Raw genomic sequence first — 15,049 nt, forward strand, 5'->3', positions numbered from 1 at the left:
GCATGCTGGTTGATTGGTGATAATCGTTGCATTAAAAATTATCGCAGGCGACATATGCATCAATCACTGCCTGTTCGCCTTCTTTACCGGGTTTGGAATTGCCATGTTCCATTCCCAGCACGCCTGTGAAACCTTTTGAATGAAGATGGCGAAAGATGTTGCGGTAATTAACTTCGCCTGTGGTCGGTTCTTTGCGACCGGGATTATCGCCGACCTGAAAATAAGCCACCTCATCCCACGCCTTGTTGATATTCGGAATGATATTGCCTTCGGTGATTTGCTGGTGATACATATCGAAAAGAATTTTGCACGACGAGCTGCCCACGGCTTTGCAAATCAAATAGGCTTGCGGAATTTTGGTTAAGAATAATCCCGGATGGTCGCGCCAGGGGTTTAAGGGTTCGAGCACCATCACCAATCCCGCCGGTTCGCAAATTTCCGCGCAACGTTTTAAATTATCAATCACAATCGCGGTTTGATAATCCCACTCCATTCCTAAATCAAATCTCCCCGGCACCACTGTACACCATTTGGCATTGACCCGTTTGGCGACCTCGACGGAATCGCGTACATCCTGCAAAAATTTTTCCCGCACTTCCGGTTTATTCGATGCAAAGGTCACATTGTTAAAATCAGCCGTTGCGACAAACACGCCCATAGTCATTCCGAGTCTCGCCATCTCTTTGCCGATGCGCTCCTGCAATTCGACCGAGCGACCTTTCATGCCGTTATCTTCCATCGCCGTAAAACCCTGGTCAGCCATGAATTTCAACTCATCAATCGGGTCTTGCCCTGCATGGTTTTTAAACATCCCGAAATGCGGCGCATATTTCAGCTTAAATTTGCGTTTGGCTTGCGCGGACGGGCGGGCGTCAATCCGTTTGTTGTTTAACAACAGGGCTGCGCCTGAAACGGATGCGATGGATAAAAAATCTCGTCGGTTCATTCAATTCATCTCCTCTACCTGGTTCTGATTTTCAGGAAAAACTTTCATCAGGATTCGCTCAATCAACCATAAATTGAAAGCGATAATTAACAGCGTGCCCAACCAGTATTGCCAGTAAACATTGAAAAATTTTTCGCCGCCGACATACACACCTTCAACATACAGATTCTGCGACATATTGATATTCAATTTTTCAGGCGTAAACCAACGACAATACTGCTGCAACAGGATAAACCCCGAAAAAGCGTGGAGCCAAATATTACCCGTGACGCGAACTTTTGCAAGCGCGATGAAACCGATGATTAGCCCGCCGATGTGCGTGAAAGCCGAAGTTATATCGGTGGTTCCGGCTTGAATGAGCCACCAGACCCAGAGCGGCAAGCCACAAACCAACCAGTACAACGAAGCGCGAATCACGGTTGGCAGAAAAAATAAGATACCAATTGCCAGCGTCAGATTTGAGAAATGGCAGACCCAGAAAATATCCTGCGCTGCGCCCTTTTGTTTTAGTTCAAATAATCGGGCAATAAAAAAGGCGAAGGGTAAAAGCCCCAATATTTGAAACCGGTCAAGAAATTTATGCGCCAACTTTTCTATCAATACTGATTTGTTTTTTTCTTTCAACTTTTTTTCATCATGCGAATCGCCAGCGGAGCCAAAATTACACCCATCACGGCTCCGGTTACAGCTGGAATCGCTTGCCCCAACCACCACCGTTGAATCAACGTTACAAGAATGGCTGCTATCACCGCTACCACCATAAACAGCAGAATTTCTTTAATCGTAATTTTTGATTTTTGAGATTTTCCCATCACTCCCTCGCTAGCCACTGACGTACAGCGACCAGATAGCCGAAAAATAAAATGACCATTAGCAGGTCAATCACAACAACAAACCCCGCCTGATGACTGAGGAATTGCCTGCCATAGACGAGAACCAGCGCAATAAAAATCAATTTGCCGATGCCTGCGACAATCAAAATCAGCGAGCGAACCGGCGGGTTGTACGCGCCATAGATGAGCATCGCGCCAACCAGCGTAATCAACACTCCCCAGTTTCGCACAATGATTTCCGCAAGCGCCCCTTCCAGCGATTCTCCGAAAGTTGAACGCAAAGCTGCCTGCGGCGCGATTGCCGTGTAAAGCATGGCGCAAGTCAGCACCCCACACACCAGCATGACCCATTTCATACGAGCGACAAGCCAATTCATGGTTTCCTCCTGTAAAGCGTTTGCGAATCAGTCTGTTTACTGCTTAGCGGTTGTGGCAATCTTAATTTGCGTTGATTTGCTCGATTAAGTTTTTCTCATTGTGAGGTAATGGTGAAGCGAATCAAAATATCGTCGGCAAATTCGGCTTGCACGATCACCTCATCAGTTGAATAGGTGCGTGAACTGATTTTTACGCCTGCTTCCGTACGGTTGAGAACTTTGGTTGGTGAACCGAGTATGCGTTCAACGTCCCGTCTGGTCATCCCTTTACGAATGCGCACAATGGCTTGATTATCGGCAATCACTTCGCGGCTAGTGGTATTTTGATTTCGCCCGCCGGTCGCCATCGCGCCGAATGATTGCGGCGGAAATTCGACGAACTGTTGCAAGGCTTCAATGATTGATTCGGGCGTCAGCGGCGCTACGGAATTTTTCTCATAACGAATAGTGAATCGCGAACCGGCAACGAGTCTTTCCTGCGCGATACGCGCGCGTTTGAGTTCGGCGGTCTGCTCGGCGCGCGCCTGATTACGCGCATCTTCGCGACGACGGTCGGCTTTTAAATCTTCAAGCTCTTCTTTGAGCCGTTTTTTTCGTTGGGGGTCGGTTTCGGTTTTCAACTCTTTTTCGATATTTTTTTCGCGCTCGGTTTTATTCGCCGATGGCACATAAGTCGAAACATACCCGCTTTGTGAATATCCGCCACCATCAAGTTGAAATTCGATGCGATTGTCTTTGACTTTGATTCGGGTGATGGTTGCCGAATCGCCTTCGCGCAGGGATTTGCCGTAATAGCCGAGGCGTTGCGCGTATTTGCTGGAATCAAGCGATGGATTTCTTTCAGGATAAACATCCACGCCATCATCGGTCGCGGGCATATCCATTTTGACCACGACTTTTTTGCCTTCAAAAAAGCTGCGCAGTTGCTGTTCGCTTTGCGCAAAAGCTGGCGAGCCAATTATCAATGTGAGTAAAATCGTAATATAAAAGTTTTTCATCTTTACAACCGCCAATGGTCGGGAATCCTTATAGGTATTGTTTATTCTGCCTTGCTCTGCTGCTCAGGGGTATTGCCAGCTTCCAGTAATTCAGTGGTTTTTTCAGTAACTGAGGAGAGCAAAATTTGTTGTGGCTCCGAAGACAACTTATTCGTGGTCTCTGCAACCACCTGAGTTATCGCTTGCAACTTTCTTTGTTCGATTATCTTTCTTCGTAAGGAAGCCGAGTAAACCGATAACGAAATTGCCAGCATACCGCCAACCAACATCATCAACGCCAACGAAACCGGTAAAATTGCGTCTTTCTCATACAACGATGCGTAACCCAATGCCCCAAGCATAATAAGCGTAATCAACACACCAAAACTGATTCCCGCTACTTTTGCCCAGCCCTCAATTTTGCGCTGCTTATCAAAAAGAGAGGTATCCAGTTCGGGAAGTTGTTCGGTAAGTACCTGTGAGATTTTCTCCAAATTTAATCCGCAATATCTACAGAAATTTTGCTTATCTGTTGCTTTCGTTCCGCAATTCGGGCAATGCATATAAACCGCCTCTCCCATTTACCGAATCATCGCCAATACAGCCCGACGATAAGCATGGCAAAAATCAAAATGGTAAAAGCCCAGAATAAGGCTTGCTGTAAAAGAATGCGGCTTGATAAATGCCGCGCCTTATCTTTTTTCAGTTTGCGATGCCTGGCAGCAAGCGCCGATTGCGCCATCCACACGCCGAATAAAACCAGACCGATGCCGCCAATTCTCAGCGGCCACAAAAAAAACACCCATTGCGATTCGACTAAAAATAGAAGCGGCAAGCCGATACCCAAACAGGTCGCCGCAAGAATCGCCGAACCCGAAAAACCTTCGTCATCATTTTCAGTTTTAAATGCATCACCGCGCAGCGAGTCGTTCACCTCAAAGGCAAAGGACGAACCGTAAACCACGCTGTTTGATTGTCGGCTTTTATCATAAGCGAGTCGCGTTTCATTATCGCTCAACAAATCGCGGGCTTCATTCAAAACTTTCATCGCCTCTTCGCTGCCGCCCGCATCCGGGTGATGTTTGCGCGCCTGTGTGCGATAAGCCTTTTCTATCTCTTCCGAAGTCGCGGTTTCGTCAATGCCGAGGATGTCATAATAATCTTTTTCGCTATCGAAATTCTGCATAGGCGCGCTCCCGCGCGGCGAATTATAACCGCCACTCTTTAATTCAAAAAGCAAAATGCGTTTGTCGGATTCTTCGTGTTATAGTCAACATTTATGACAGTCATACCCAAGCATGCAGCAGTTATCGTTTTACTCAAAGACCGTCACGACCCCAAAGTGTTCTGGGTCAAACGCAGTGAAATGTTGAGGTTTATGCCCGGATTTCATGCCTTTCCCGGCGGGCAGGTCGATGCCGACGACCTCGAAATTCGCATCGCCAATTGCGATGATCAAGAAGCCGCGTTGATGCGCGTCGCTGCGGTGCGCGAATTTTTTGAAGAGGCAGGCGTCCTGCTGGCGCGCGGCGTAGAAAGCCTTTCGGGCGAACAACTCCGGGCGAAGCGTCTGGCGCTGCATGAAAAAACCAAAACCTTTAAAGAGATTCTCGAAGAAGATGAATTGGAAATCGACGGCGCAAGCTTGATTGACGCAGGGCGCTGGGTAACACCGCCGATGGCACCGCGCCGGTTCGACACCTGTTTTTTCTACACCTGGCTCGAAGACCAACAGGAACCTGAAATCATCGTTGGCGAACTCGCCGAAGGCGAATGGATTCGCCCCCATGAAGCACACGCCATGTGGAAACGCGGCGAAGTGATGTTTGCTTCCCCGATGCTCCATATCATCACTACGCTTGCTGAGCACGGTCACCAACCGGAAACCCTGAATTCGGCTCTGGTAGCCGTTCCTGAGGCACGGCGCGAAACCATACGGCGCATCGAATTCAAACCGGGAATGTTTCTGTTTCCGGTAAAAACCCCGACCATCCCGCCCGCCACGCATACCAATTGTTACATCGTCGGCGGCAATGAGTTGGTGGTCATCGACCCCGCTTCACCCTACGAAGAAGAACAACGCGAACTCGATATTTTAATCGACCAGTTGCTGAGCGAAGGTCGCACCGTACGCGAAATTATCCTGACTCACCATCACCCGGATCACGTCGGTGGCGTTTTGCATTTGAGTCGGCGGTTGAATGTGCCGGTTGCCGCGCACCACCTGACAGCCGAGAGATTGCCGGGACAAATTGAAATTTCGCGCTTCATCGAAGATAACGAGTTGATCGAAATCGAAGGCGATCCGGGCTGGCGGCTGCGCGCTTTGCATACGCCCGGTCACACACGCGGGCATCTCTGTTTTTACGAAGAGAATCTCGGCTATGTCATCACAGGCGATTTGGTGGTCGGCATCGGCACTGTCGTGATTGACCCGCCCGAAGGCAATATGAAGCAATATTTCGATTCCCTGCGGCGCTTGCTTGAACTCCCGAAACTGACTTCGCTTTATGGCGCACACGGTCCGGCAATTGCCAATGCGCGAAATAAAATCGAAGAGTACATCGCGCATCGCACCATGCGCGAAAATAAAATCCTCGAAGCGATGCAAACCGGCGCGGCGACACTGGATGAAATCGTGCCGCTCGCTTATACCGATGTGAAGCCCGAAATGCACCCGCTGGCGCGGCGTTCAACCATCGCCCATCTGGAAAAGCTTGAAGAGGAAGAACGGGTATGGCGTTCTGAGGGTGCAAAATATGTGTTAGCATCAGGACGATAGGAGTTTAAATTATGTCCGTTGAAGTAACGTTGAACTTGCCGGAAAATTTAATTAAGCATGCTAAACGATTTGGCAAAGTCACCAACCAGAATGTCGAAGATGTCCTGGTGGATACCTTGGAAATAATGTGGCCGATGCTCGAAGATATGCCTGATACTGCCTTATACCCGCCTGTATCGTCATTATCGAATGAAGAGGTGCTTAATTTAGCGGATGCTAAGATGAACGAGAAACAGAACGCTCGTTTATCTGAATTACAGTCCAAAGGCAAAACGATTGGTTTAAGTGCTGATGAAAAATATGAATTGGCGGCGCTGCTGCGGATTTACCAGATTGGGCAATTGCGTAAATCCGAAGCTATGGTCGAAGCAGTGAATCGCGGATTAAGAAAGCCTTTGTCAGAATGACCTATATCTCCGAAGCCTCGCGCCAATTTGTATGAACCCGCGCCGGCAATCGTTGTGAATATTGTTTAAGCCATCAAGACTTTGTGATGGGCAGGTTTGAAATTGACCACATCATACCGCTTGCGAAAGGCGGCACAAACGCTGAGGACAATCTTTGCTTATCCTGTGAACTTTGTAATCAAACCAAGTGGATCAATACCGAAGGAATCGACCCGGAGAGTAAACGGCGAGTTTCACTATTCAATCCAAGAAAAGATAAATGGCACAAACATTTTTCCTGGAGTGAAGACGGTTCCGAAATTATCGGTTTAACTGCGAAGGGACGGGCGACAGTAGAAACGCTCTGTCTGAATAATACCCTTGCAGTGACGGTTCGTCGCAATTGGATGAAGGTTGGTTGGCATCCTCCTGATGTTTGAGATGTACAAGGCATGGGCTAGCGAGGCGCTCAACCATCGCCCATCTGGAAAAGCTTGAAGCAGAAGAGCGCGTTCAACGAATCAAGCATCAGTATGTGATGCTTTGATCAAATCTAAAATTGAACTTTTCCTTTCTCGGCGTGTTTATTGATTGAATTCATAGTGAAAGGCAATTTATCGAGCGCGATGATAAGAACTGTTTTATGTTTGGCGCAATTGTTTACTTTATTTTTGAGCCTGCTATTTCCGGCTTTTTCAATCAAAGCCCAATCCCTTCAACCCTCAACTCCACGTCGAGAAATCGCTATCACCATTGATGATTTGCCGGGCGTCCTGGTGCCACCGGTCGATGAGCGCAAAGCCTTGCAACGCTTACAAAAAATGAATAAACAAATGCTTGATGCAATGGTCGCGCATCGCATTCAGGCAACCGGTTTTGTCAATGAACAGAGGTTGCACAAAACCGGCGAGGTTGATGCGCGAATCGACATCCTTCGCAGTTGGCTGGGCAGTGGAATGACGCTTGGCAATCACACCTTCGCACATCTGGATTTCAACAAAATGTCGGAACCGGAATTTGAAGATGAAGTGATTCGCGGCGAAGTCATCACCCGACAATTAATCAAAGAACGCGGGCAACACAATTTTTATATTCGTTTTCCGTTTAATCACGATGGCAATACGAAGGATAAAAAAGATGCGATGAATGCCTTTTTAAAAGCCCGCGGGTATACGCCTGCGCCGTTTACCATTGAACATTCGGATTATCTGTTTAACGAAGTTTATGCGAGAGCAAAACAGAGAGGTGATGAGCAACTCGCTAAGCAGATTCGCGCGGATTATTTGAGTTTCCTGGATACGGCGTTCGCTTACATTGAAAAGCGGTCGCGCGAAGTTCTCGGTTATGAACCCAAGCAGATTTTTCTGATTCACGTCAATCAAATCAATGCCGAATGTTTACCGGAAATGCTTGCGCGCATAAAAAAGCGCGGCTATTCATTTATTTCACTCGATGAAGCGATGAAAGATAAAGCTTACGCAATCGCAGATCAATACACGGGCGGCGCAGGTATTTCGTGGATTCATCGCTGGAGCCACAGTCTTGGGCAAGGCATCAACAATCGCGACGAACCCGACCCGCCAACAGCTATCCTAAAAATGTATCAAACAAAATGATTGATTGACTGTGCAAGCCATGTTAAAACACCTTCACGCAAATTAATTTTTCGGAATGTGTGTGAATCAGGCTTCCTGCGTTCCGAACCGGTTGCCGTGTCTTTTTGCGTAAACCATTCGCATCCAATTAAAACTTTACCTGCATTACCGGAGAAGACTATGAATTTTAAACTGCTCACTCCCTTCATGATCAGCCTGCTCATCTTAATGTTTGTAACCTTTTCGAGTGTTGTCCCGGCAAAAGAAAAACCCAAGCCCGCCGCCAGCAAGTCGGAAAAGCCAAAAGGAAAGGGAAAAGATTCACAAAAAGATAAATCAGATACGATGACCGCCGAAGAATTTGAAGCGTCGTTAAAATACGAAAACGGCGTTATCAAATTGGGTGACGGTATCGCCACGCTCAAGGTTCCTGCACAATACCGCTTCTTAAACGGCGAACAATCGGAAAAAGTCCTGGTTGATGCCTGGGGCAATCCTCCCGGCGCGCGGACTTTAGGAATGTTATTTCCATCAAATGTCAGCCCGCTTGATGAAAACAGTTGGGGCGTGGTCATCACCTTTCACGAAGAGGGCTATATCAAAGACGATGATGCAGCAGACCTGGATTACAAAGAATTAATGCAGGAGATGAAAGAAGACACCCAAACCGGCAACGCCGAGCGCAAGAAAATGGGTTATGAATCGGTCGAACTGATCGGCTGGGCAGCCTCTCCGCATTACGATAAATCCACGCATAAACTTTACTGGGCAAAAGAACTGAAATTTGGCGAGGTGCCGGAAAATACGCTCAACTATGATGTGCGCATTCTTGGTCGTAAAGGTTACCTGTCCTTTAATGCGGTGGCTTCGATGAATCAACTTCCGGCTATCGAAGACAGTATGCAGGATATTTTAGGTTTAGTTGAATTTAACGAAGGCCATCGTTATACAGATTTCAATTCAGGGTATGACAAAGTGGCGGCATATGGCATCGGCGGTTTAATTGCCGGTAAAGTTTTAGCGAAAGTTGGCTTTTTTAAATTGATTTTGGGCTTTCTGGTCGCGGGGAAAAAATTCCTTATCTTCATTATCATTGCGCTCGGCGCTTTGCTGAAAAAATTGTTCACTAAAATCACCGGCACCAAAGAAGAGACGCCCGAAGCGCCCACCGGTTTGAATATTTAACGGCAAACCGGGCTAAAATAATTCGCGGTCAACGTGTAAGATTATGCCGCTTGAATAAAATCATCATTCCCGACAATTCCTTGGTGGTCTTGTGCGGCATCGCAGGGTGCGGCAAATCGACGTTTGCCGCAAAACATTTCCTGCCGACGCAAATCGTCTCTTCGGATGGCTGTCGGGCAATGCTCAGTGATGATGAAAGCAATCAAAAAGTCACCGGGCACGCCTTCGAGTTATGGCGATTTATTATCAGGAAGCGGTTGTTTTTAAACAGGCTCTCGGTTGCCGATGCCACCAATCTTGAGCGCGGCGATAGAGTGTGGCTAACGAAAACCGCTGCTTATCATAACTTCTACACGACGGCAGTGATTTTCGATATTCCGTTTGCGGTTTGTATCGAGCGCAACGCTTCGCGTCATCGCGTGGTGCCCGAAGAGGCGTTAGCGCGGCAGTACAGTATGTTGCAAGAAACTTTGCGTAGCATCAAAGACGAAGCCTTCGATTTTGTTTTTGTCATCAATGAAAAATCACAATCGCTTGTTGAGGTAGAGGTTGCTCAATCAGGTATTAAAAAGAGTGCGGAACAAACGGAAATAACGGAACAGACGGAATCTATTTAGGGTTTGCCAACCAAATATGTTGTAGCTCGCTGACCTGTTGTTTTATTTGCTTATGATTGCGGCAGAAAAGACAAGCGACTATTCATTCACCATTTGCCTGAGTTTTCCGGTTTTTCAGTTTGTTCCGGCTGTTCCGTATTCTCTTTCAAAAACGCCCAACAGCTATTAATCGCCAACCGCTGGAACGGCTTCACCGAATTGTGTCGATGAACGAATGCGCTTTCGCCATTTCATTAATGAATCCACCAGCACAATCACCACACAGGTCATCATGATTGCCGTGAGCGTGACATTGGTATAACCGCGCGCGGCGGTTTCCGGTTTCAAGGTATCTTTCATGAAGTTATCGAAAATCGAACGCCATCCGGCAAACAGGGTGGTCGTCGCCACAAAAATCAACGGCGTAATCGTCACCCACGCATATTTCGCGCGTCCCGAATTGATGATGACGGTCGTACCCACACAAAGCGCAATCGCCGCCAGCAATTGATTAGCGATGCCAAACATCGGCCAGATGGTTGAAACCGAACCGGTGCGAATGAAGTAGACCCAACCGGCGACGACTAAAAGACTCGTGATAATTGCGCCCGGCAACCAATCGGGTTTTTCAATCGGCTTATAAATTCTTCCGAAAAATTCGCCGAGCATAAACCTCGCCACCCGTGTCCCCGTATCAATCGTCGTCAAAATAAACAATGCTTCAAACATAATCGCGAAGTGATACCAGTATTTCATCAACCCCTTGAATCCGGGTATTGCTTCAAAAATTCGCGCAATGCCAATCGCCAACGTCACCGCGCCGCCGGTTCGTCCGCGCAAATTCTTTTCGCCGGTTTCCTGTGTCAGGCGTTCGAGTTCCTTTTCGCGCAAATCAAATCCTTCGCTGCTGTGCGTGTCAACGAATAACATATAAGCGGCTTTCGCTTCGTCATTTTTCTGGTCGATGTTGATGGAAAAATAATCGCCGGGAAGCAGCGACGAGGCAGCAATCAAGGCGACGACGCCAACCACGCCTTCCATTAACATCGAGCCATACCCAATCATTCGCGCATCGGTCTCTTTGCTAATCATCTTCGGCGTGGTGCCTGAACTGACCAGCGAATGAAACCCGGAAATCGCGCCGCAGGCAATCGTGATAAACACAAACGGATAAATTTTGCCGGGAATAATCGGACCGCCGCCTTCAATGAATTTGGTGACCGGCGGCATATTCAACGTCGGCGCGACAATTATCACACCTAAAATTAAAAACGCCACCGTGCCGATTTTCATGTAAGAACTCAGATAATCACGCGGGCAGAGCAACATCCATACAGGCAACACAGAAGCAATGAATCCGTAGGCTGCCATCAAATAGGTAATCGTGGTTTCCGATAGCGTGAAGGTTGCAGCGAGCGACGATTCGGCAATCCGACCACCGAGAATCACCGCGATGAAAAGCCCGATGACGCCGATGATGGTGCCTTCGGTGATTTTGCCTTTACGGAACTTGTACATATACAGTCCCATAAACAGCGCAAGCGGAATGGTGAAGCCAACCGTAAAGGTTCCCCAGGGACTTTCGCCGAGGGCTTTCACGACGACGAGTCCTAACCCGGCGAGCGCGATTACCACGATAAACAAAATCGCCAGTCCGGTAACGAATCCTGAAACCGGACCGAGTTCGGTGCGGGCGATTTCGGCAAGCGATTTGCCTTTGCGACGAACCGAAGCAGCGAGAATGATGAAATCATGCACGGCTCCGCCAATGGTTACGCCGATGACCAGCCACAACAGTCCCGGAAGAAATCCGAACTGCGCGGCAAGCACGGGACCGACGAGCGGACCCGCGCCGGAAATCGCCGCAAAGTGGTGACCGAACAAAACCCACTTGTTGGTCGGGTAATAATTCTGCCCATCATACAACGTATGCGCAGGCGTTTCGCGTGAATCATCCAACGCCATAACCTTGGCTGCAATAAAGGCGCTGTAATAACGGTATGCAATGGCTAAGAAACACAACACCCCAATCATGATGGGTAACGCGCTCATAAATTTCCTCCGCTAGGGTTTTGAGAGAACTTCCAGTTGGAGGTTTGAGTATAGGCGGTCACAGGTCGCTTGCCAAATGTTTCGCTTCTATTTCGACAGCTTCGCAGCGCGTTGCTTTTTAAGTTCTGCATAAAAATTCTTTTCAGAATTAGCGATGAAATTTTTCAACCCTTGCGGGTCAATAAACGGATTGCCACCCAGATGATTCGCCGTTCGTTCAAGCTTTCGCTTTAACTTAAAAAACGAGGCGTGCTGTGCCAGGAAAACATCACACGACAAAGTCTTCAACACCTGAAACGTGCGCTGATAATCACTGATGATATTCGGGTAATTCGGCGTATCAATCAAACTGTAACCGGGCACGCTGGCGCTGCCGGTGAACACAACATTATAAGAGCGATTGCCTTCACTCGCTTTCATCGTCCAGGTCGTACAACCTTTGGTATGACCGGGGGTGTGGTATGCGGTTAAGGTGATGCCGCCCAGTGTAACGGTATCTTTATCGTTTAACCTGCGGTCGGCAGTCACAGGTTTGAAGGTCAATTTATCTCCAAAATAGAAATCGCCCTTCCCGCCGCTTTGCAACAGCTCGGCGTCTTCTGCCATCGCCATAAATTTGGCTCCTGTAGCCGCTTTCAAGTCAGCCAGCCCGCCACAATGGTCATAATGGGCGTGACCGTTCAGCAGAATTTTTATGTCTTCGAGTTTGAATCCGAGTTCAGCGATATTTTTTTTGATTTGCGGCACGGTTTGCGCAAACCCGCTATCAATCAAGATATGTCCGCTAGATGTGGTGATTAAAAACGAAGTGACATCCGAAGCTCCGACGTAATAAACATTACCGATAATCTTGAACGGCTTGACGGGTTGATTCCACGACTGTTCGGTCTCACTGAGCGGCATCAGATAGTCGTCTTGATTTTGGACGATTGGTTGAAACGCATAAGCCGAGACCGACGGCATTTCCCCAGTTTGGCTTAATTGAAAACTGCAAATCGAAAATAGAAAGGTCAACACTCCGAAACAAATTTTCTTAAACATAACACCTCTTTCATTGATTGGATTGATGCGGGCAAAGATGCGTGGACGGATGAACGGGTTGGATAAAAATTTTATTTACGAAGTAAATCTGCCGCCGCGACGAATGGAAATCTCATTACGATAATCATCGCTTTCAATCAGTATCTGTCGGCACATCTCTTTCAGGCGCGAACGCAAGCGCACGCCGACTCTTTCGGTCAGGGTCTCATCATACGAAGAGCCAATCGCCATATCGAGATAATTGGAGGTAAAGATGGTGACTTTTTTATCGAGGTAACGTTTATTGATGATATGGGTCATGGTTTCCTGCACCCACTCGGTCGGTTTGCTGGCTCCGAGTTCATCAAGTACCAGGACTTCGGTTTCAAATATCGGCGAGAGGATTTGTAATTCGGAAGTTTTGGTATTCGGGTTATAGCTGTCTTGAATCTCTTTTAACAAATCACGGAAATCATAAAACATTCCGGGAATGCCTTTCATAATCAGCGATTTTAAAACCGAGACGGCAAGATGCGTTTTACCAACGCCGCAACTGCCTAAAAACAGTAAACCGACATCGACATTCGGATAATCTTCGACAAACCGACGGCAAGCCATCAACGCGCGAGTCAGCGAAGGAATATGGGTGCTGTAATTATCGAATGTTGAAGTGAAAAACCGTTGAGGAATGCGCGCTTGGGAGAGCAGGACTTCGGCGCGTGCAGCTTTTTTGCAGGGACAGGGACGAACCCCTTTTCCCTCGACAAGCTCCCAACCGGTTCCCCCACATTTCGGACAGGGAGAGAATTCAAATTCTGCTAAGCCAGCCGACATTCACTGAATCCCCAAAATTATTTGATGTGAGATGCTAATCCTGCCACCTAAATCGTCGGCGATTATATGTAACCGAAATGTAAATTGCAATCATAAAGATGGATGATTGAGTCAAATGATTGAATTGGATTGAGATAAAATTTTATTCGTAACGTAAACATTCTATCGGGTCTAACCGCGAGGCTTTTCTGGCGGGCAAAACCCCGAAAATCAGCCCCACCAAAACCGAAACCACCATCCCGGCAACCACCGCCCAGAGCGGAATCGAAGCGGGCAAGGTAGGAAAAATGACGATGATAATTTGACTGACGATAACCGCTAAAACCACACCGACAATGCCGCCGAAAAAGGTGAGGGTCATGGCTTCGAGTAAAAATTGCCAGACGATATCGCCGCGTCTTGCGCCGATGGCTTTACGCACACCGATTTCTGCGGTTCGTTCGGTGACGCTTACGAGCATAATGTTCATCACGCCGATGCCGCCCACCAGCAACCCGACGCTTGAAATGGCGATGGCAATCAAGCCGACAACTTGCGTGATATTGTCGAATTGCTGAATGATGCGATCAGCCGTATTCAAATCGAAATTATTCGGGTCGTTATATTTGACGCCGCGCTGTTTTCTCAGAATGCCTTCGACCTGATCGAGCGCCGTATAAATTTGCCCGCTTTTGGCGCGAATCATCAGAAATAAAAACTCGCTGCGCGGCGATAGCTTTTGCGCGGTTCGCAAAGGGATGTAAATCGCCCCGTCTTCTTCGCTCTCGCCAAACATCCCGCTCTTGCGTTTTTCCAACACGCCAATGATTTCAAATTCGCTTCCCGCCATCATCACCTTTTCGCCGGTGATGCGGCTGCGGTTGGGAAACAAGGCTTCTGCCGCGTCCACACCAATCACCATGACTTCGCGACGATGTTGGTCGTCGATTTCATTGATGAACCGCCCTTCACTGAGGCTGATATTTGACGTGGTCGCGAAATTAGGAGAGACCCCCGAAAGACGCCCCTGTTTAAAGGTTGTGCCTTTGTAGTTGAGGGTGCGATCAATTTGCCAGATGAATAACTCGGCAGAAACATCCTCAACCGCATCGGCTTGTTCGAGGATGGCTTGCGCATCTTCCAGTTTCAAAGGTTTGCGCGCCCATTCGCTGCGGTCACGTGGCCCCGCCTGAATGCCTGTCGATAAATGAAAGGCGTAAATATTATTCGTCCCGTATTCTTCGATGTATTTCACGATGCTTGAACGCATCCCGGTGAGTAGCGACGCCACCACAATCACCACCACCACGCCAATAACCACGCCCAGCACCGTAAGAAAACTGCGGAATTTATTGGCGCGGATGTTATCAATCGCCATCAATATGGTGTCTTTGGGGATAATCGAAGTGATGCTCAGTCTTGATGATTCCTGTACGGCATTGGCGTATAAAGTTTCTCTCGGTGTGAATGAATTGCTTGCCACGTTT

At 48.0% G+C, this 15,049-nt stretch carries 17 protein-coding genes and 1 pseudogene; 7 read left to right on the forward strand and 11 right to left on the reverse strand.

Annotation, left to right across the window (positions count from 1 at the left end; translation table 11 throughout):
* Positions 1 to 31: 31 nt before the first annotated feature.
* The 7 genes from AB1757_21780 to AB1757_21810 form a co-directional block, all read right to left on the reverse strand.
* Positions 32 to 946, reverse strand: a complete 915-nt coding sequence (locus tag AB1757_21780) for a TIM barrel protein (protein MEW6129685.1) — start codon at positions 944 to 946, stop codon at positions 32 to 34.
* On the reverse strand, positions 947 to 1,570 hold the full coding sequence (locus AB1757_21785) for a hypothetical protein (GenBank protein MEW6129686.1): 624 nt from the start codon (positions 1,568 to 1,570) through the stop codon (positions 947 to 949).
* Positions 1,567 to 1,758: a hypothetical protein gene (locus AB1757_21790; GenBank protein ID MEW6129687.1), complete on the reverse strand. Its 192-nt coding sequence runs from the start codon at positions 1,756 to 1,758 to the stop codon at positions 1,567 to 1,569. Before AB1757_21790 ends, AB1757_21785 begins: the two co-directional genes overlap by 4 nt.
* Positions 1,758 to 2,156, reverse strand: a complete 399-nt coding sequence (locus AB1757_21795; protein MEW6129688.1) for a hypothetical protein — start codon at positions 2,154 to 2,156, stop codon at positions 1,758 to 1,760. Before AB1757_21795 ends, AB1757_21790 begins: the two co-directional genes overlap by 1 nt.
* A gap of 95 nt (positions 2,157 to 2,251) precedes the next feature.
* Entirely contained in the window at positions 2,252 to 3,154 is a 903-nt protein-coding gene (locus AB1757_21800) for a hypothetical protein (GenBank protein ID MEW6129689.1), read from the reverse strand.
* 41 nt (positions 3,155 to 3,195) lie between these two features.
* Positions 3,196 to 3,696 (reverse strand): zinc ribbon domain-containing protein, encoded by a 501-nt coding sequence (locus AB1757_21805; GenBank protein ID MEW6129690.1) that lies wholly within the window; start codon positions 3,694 to 3,696, stop codon positions 3,196 to 3,198.
* A 26-nt stretch (positions 3,697 to 3,722) separates the two neighbouring features.
* Positions 3,723 to 4,319, reverse strand: a complete 597-nt coding sequence (locus AB1757_21810; GenBank protein ID MEW6129691.1) for a J domain-containing protein — start codon at positions 4,317 to 4,319, stop codon at positions 3,723 to 3,725.
* Positions 4,320 to 4,412: 93 nt separating this feature from the next.
* On the opposite strand from AB1757_21810, the gene AB1757_21815 reads away from it, so the two are divergent.
* From AB1757_21815 to AB1757_21845, 7 genes and pseudogenes are all read left to right on the forward strand, one after another.
* Positions 4,413 to 5,915: an MBL fold metallo-hydrolase gene (locus AB1757_21815; GenBank protein ID MEW6129692.1), complete on the forward strand. Its 1,503-nt coding sequence runs from the start codon at positions 4,413 to 4,415 to the stop codon at positions 5,913 to 5,915.
* 11 nt (positions 5,916 to 5,926) lie between these two features.
* Positions 5,927 to 6,322 (forward strand): hypothetical protein, encoded by a 396-nt coding sequence (locus AB1757_21820; GenBank protein ID MEW6129693.1) that lies wholly within the window; start codon positions 5,927 to 5,929, stop codon positions 6,320 to 6,322.
* Positions 6,323 to 6,387: 65 nt separating this feature from the next.
* A pseudogene (locus AB1757_21825) lies at positions 6,388 to 6,741 on the forward strand (HNH endonuclease).
* Positions 6,738 to 6,848 (forward strand): hypothetical protein, encoded by a 111-nt coding sequence (locus tag AB1757_21830; protein ID MEW6129694.1) that lies wholly within the window; start codon positions 6,738 to 6,740, stop codon positions 6,846 to 6,848. Before AB1757_21825 ends, AB1757_21830 begins: the two are co-directional and overlap by 4 nt.
* Positions 6,849 to 6,927: 79 nt before the next feature.
* On the forward strand, positions 6,928 to 7,917 hold the full coding sequence (locus AB1757_21835) for a polysaccharide deacetylase family protein (GenBank protein MEW6129695.1): 990 nt from the start codon (positions 6,928 to 6,930) through the stop codon (positions 7,915 to 7,917).
* Positions 7,918 to 8,076: 159 nt separating this feature from the next.
* Positions 8,077 to 9,081, forward strand: a complete 1,005-nt coding sequence (locus tag AB1757_21840; protein MEW6129696.1) for a DUF2167 domain-containing protein — start codon at positions 8,077 to 8,079, stop codon at positions 9,079 to 9,081.
* A 50-nt stretch (positions 9,082 to 9,131) separates the two neighbouring features.
* Positions 9,132 to 9,698, forward strand: a complete 567-nt coding sequence (locus AB1757_21845; protein MEW6129697.1) for an AAA family ATPase — start codon at positions 9,132 to 9,134, stop codon at positions 9,696 to 9,698.
* A gap of 165 nt (positions 9,699 to 9,863) precedes the next feature.
* Here the strand turns inward: AB1757_21845 and AB1757_21850 are convergent, their stop codons facing one another.
* The 4 genes from AB1757_21850 to AB1757_21865 all read right to left on the reverse strand — a co-directional run bounded on the left by AB1757_21850 (position 9,864) and on the right by AB1757_21865 (position 15,045).
* Positions 9,864 to 11,729 carry a carbon starvation CstA family protein gene (locus AB1757_21850; protein MEW6129698.1) on the reverse strand — a complete coding sequence of 622 codons (1,866 nt, stop codon included), beginning with the start codon at positions 11,727 to 11,729 and terminating at the stop codon, positions 9,864 to 9,866.
* Between the two features lie 87 nt (positions 11,730 to 11,816).
* Positions 11,817 to 12,770 (reverse strand): subclass B3 metallo-beta-lactamase, encoded by a 954-nt coding sequence (gene bla, locus AB1757_21855; GenBank protein MEW6129699.1) that lies wholly within the window; start codon positions 12,768 to 12,770, stop codon positions 11,817 to 11,819.
* Positions 12,771 to 12,845: 75 nt separating this feature from the next.
* Positions 12,846 to 13,583: an ATP-binding protein gene (locus AB1757_21860; protein ID MEW6129700.1), complete on the reverse strand. Its 738-nt coding sequence runs from the start codon at positions 13,581 to 13,583 to the stop codon at positions 12,846 to 12,848.
* A gap of 142 nt (positions 13,584 to 13,725) precedes the next feature.
* Complete coding sequence (locus AB1757_21865; GenBank protein ID MEW6129701.1) at positions 13,726 to 15,045, reverse strand: ABC transporter permease; 1,320 nt, start codon at positions 15,043 to 15,045, stop codon at positions 13,726 to 13,728.
* Positions 15,046 to 15,049 lie beyond the last annotated feature (4 nt).

The organism is Acidobacteriota bacterium (genome assembly GCA_040754075.1).
Lineage (GTDB): Bacteria > Acidobacteriota > Blastocatellia > UBA7656 > UBA7656 > JBFMDH01.

Excerpts from the sequence above, each read along its gene's own strand:
- bla (MEW6129699.1), bottom strand. The coding sequence starts at position 12,770 with ATGTTTAAGAAAATTTGTTTCGGAGTGTTGACCTTTCTATTTTCGATT.
- AB1757_21800 (MEW6129689.1), bottom strand. The coding sequence starts at position 3,154 with ATGAAAAACTTTTATATTACGATTTTACTCACATTGATAATTGGCTCG.
- AB1757_21810 (MEW6129691.1), bottom strand. The coding sequence starts at position 4,319 with ATGCAGAATTTCGATAGCGAAAAAGATTATTATGACATCCTCGGCATT.
- AB1757_21840 (MEW6129696.1), top strand. The coding sequence starts at position 8,077 with ATGAATTTTAAACTGCTCACTCCCTTCATGATCAGCCTGCTCATCTTA.
- AB1757_21860 (MEW6129700.1), bottom strand. The coding sequence starts at position 13,583 with ATGTCGGCTGGCTTAGCAGAATTTGAATTCTCTCCCTGTCCGAAATGT.
- AB1757_21815 (MEW6129692.1), top strand. The coding sequence starts at position 4,413 with ATGACAGTCATACCCAAGCATGCAGCAGTTATCGTTTTACTCAAAGAC.
- AB1757_21820 (MEW6129693.1), top strand. The coding sequence starts at position 5,927 with ATGTCCGTTGAAGTAACGTTGAACTTGCCGGAAAATTTAATTAAGCAT.
- AB1757_21850 (MEW6129698.1), bottom strand. The coding sequence starts at position 11,729 with ATGAGCGCGTTACCCATCATGATTGGGGTGTTGTGTTTCTTAGCCATT.
- AB1757_21780 (MEW6129685.1), bottom strand. The coding sequence starts at position 946 with ATGAACCGACGAGATTTTTTATCCATCGCATCCGTTTCAGGCGCAGCC.
- AB1757_21795 (MEW6129688.1), bottom strand. The coding sequence starts at position 2,156 with ATGAATTGGCTTGTCGCTCGTATGAAATGGGTCATGCTGGTGTGTGGG.
- AB1757_21790 (MEW6129687.1), bottom strand. The coding sequence starts at position 1,758 with ATGGGAAAATCTCAAAAATCAAAAATTACGATTAAAGAAATTCTGCTG.
- AB1757_21835 (MEW6129695.1), top strand. The coding sequence starts at position 6,928 with ATGATAAGAACTGTTTTATGTTTGGCGCAATTGTTTACTTTATTTTTG.
- AB1757_21805 (MEW6129690.1), bottom strand. The coding sequence starts at position 3,696 with ATGCATTGCCCGAATTGCGGAACGAAAGCAACAGATAAGCAAAATTTC.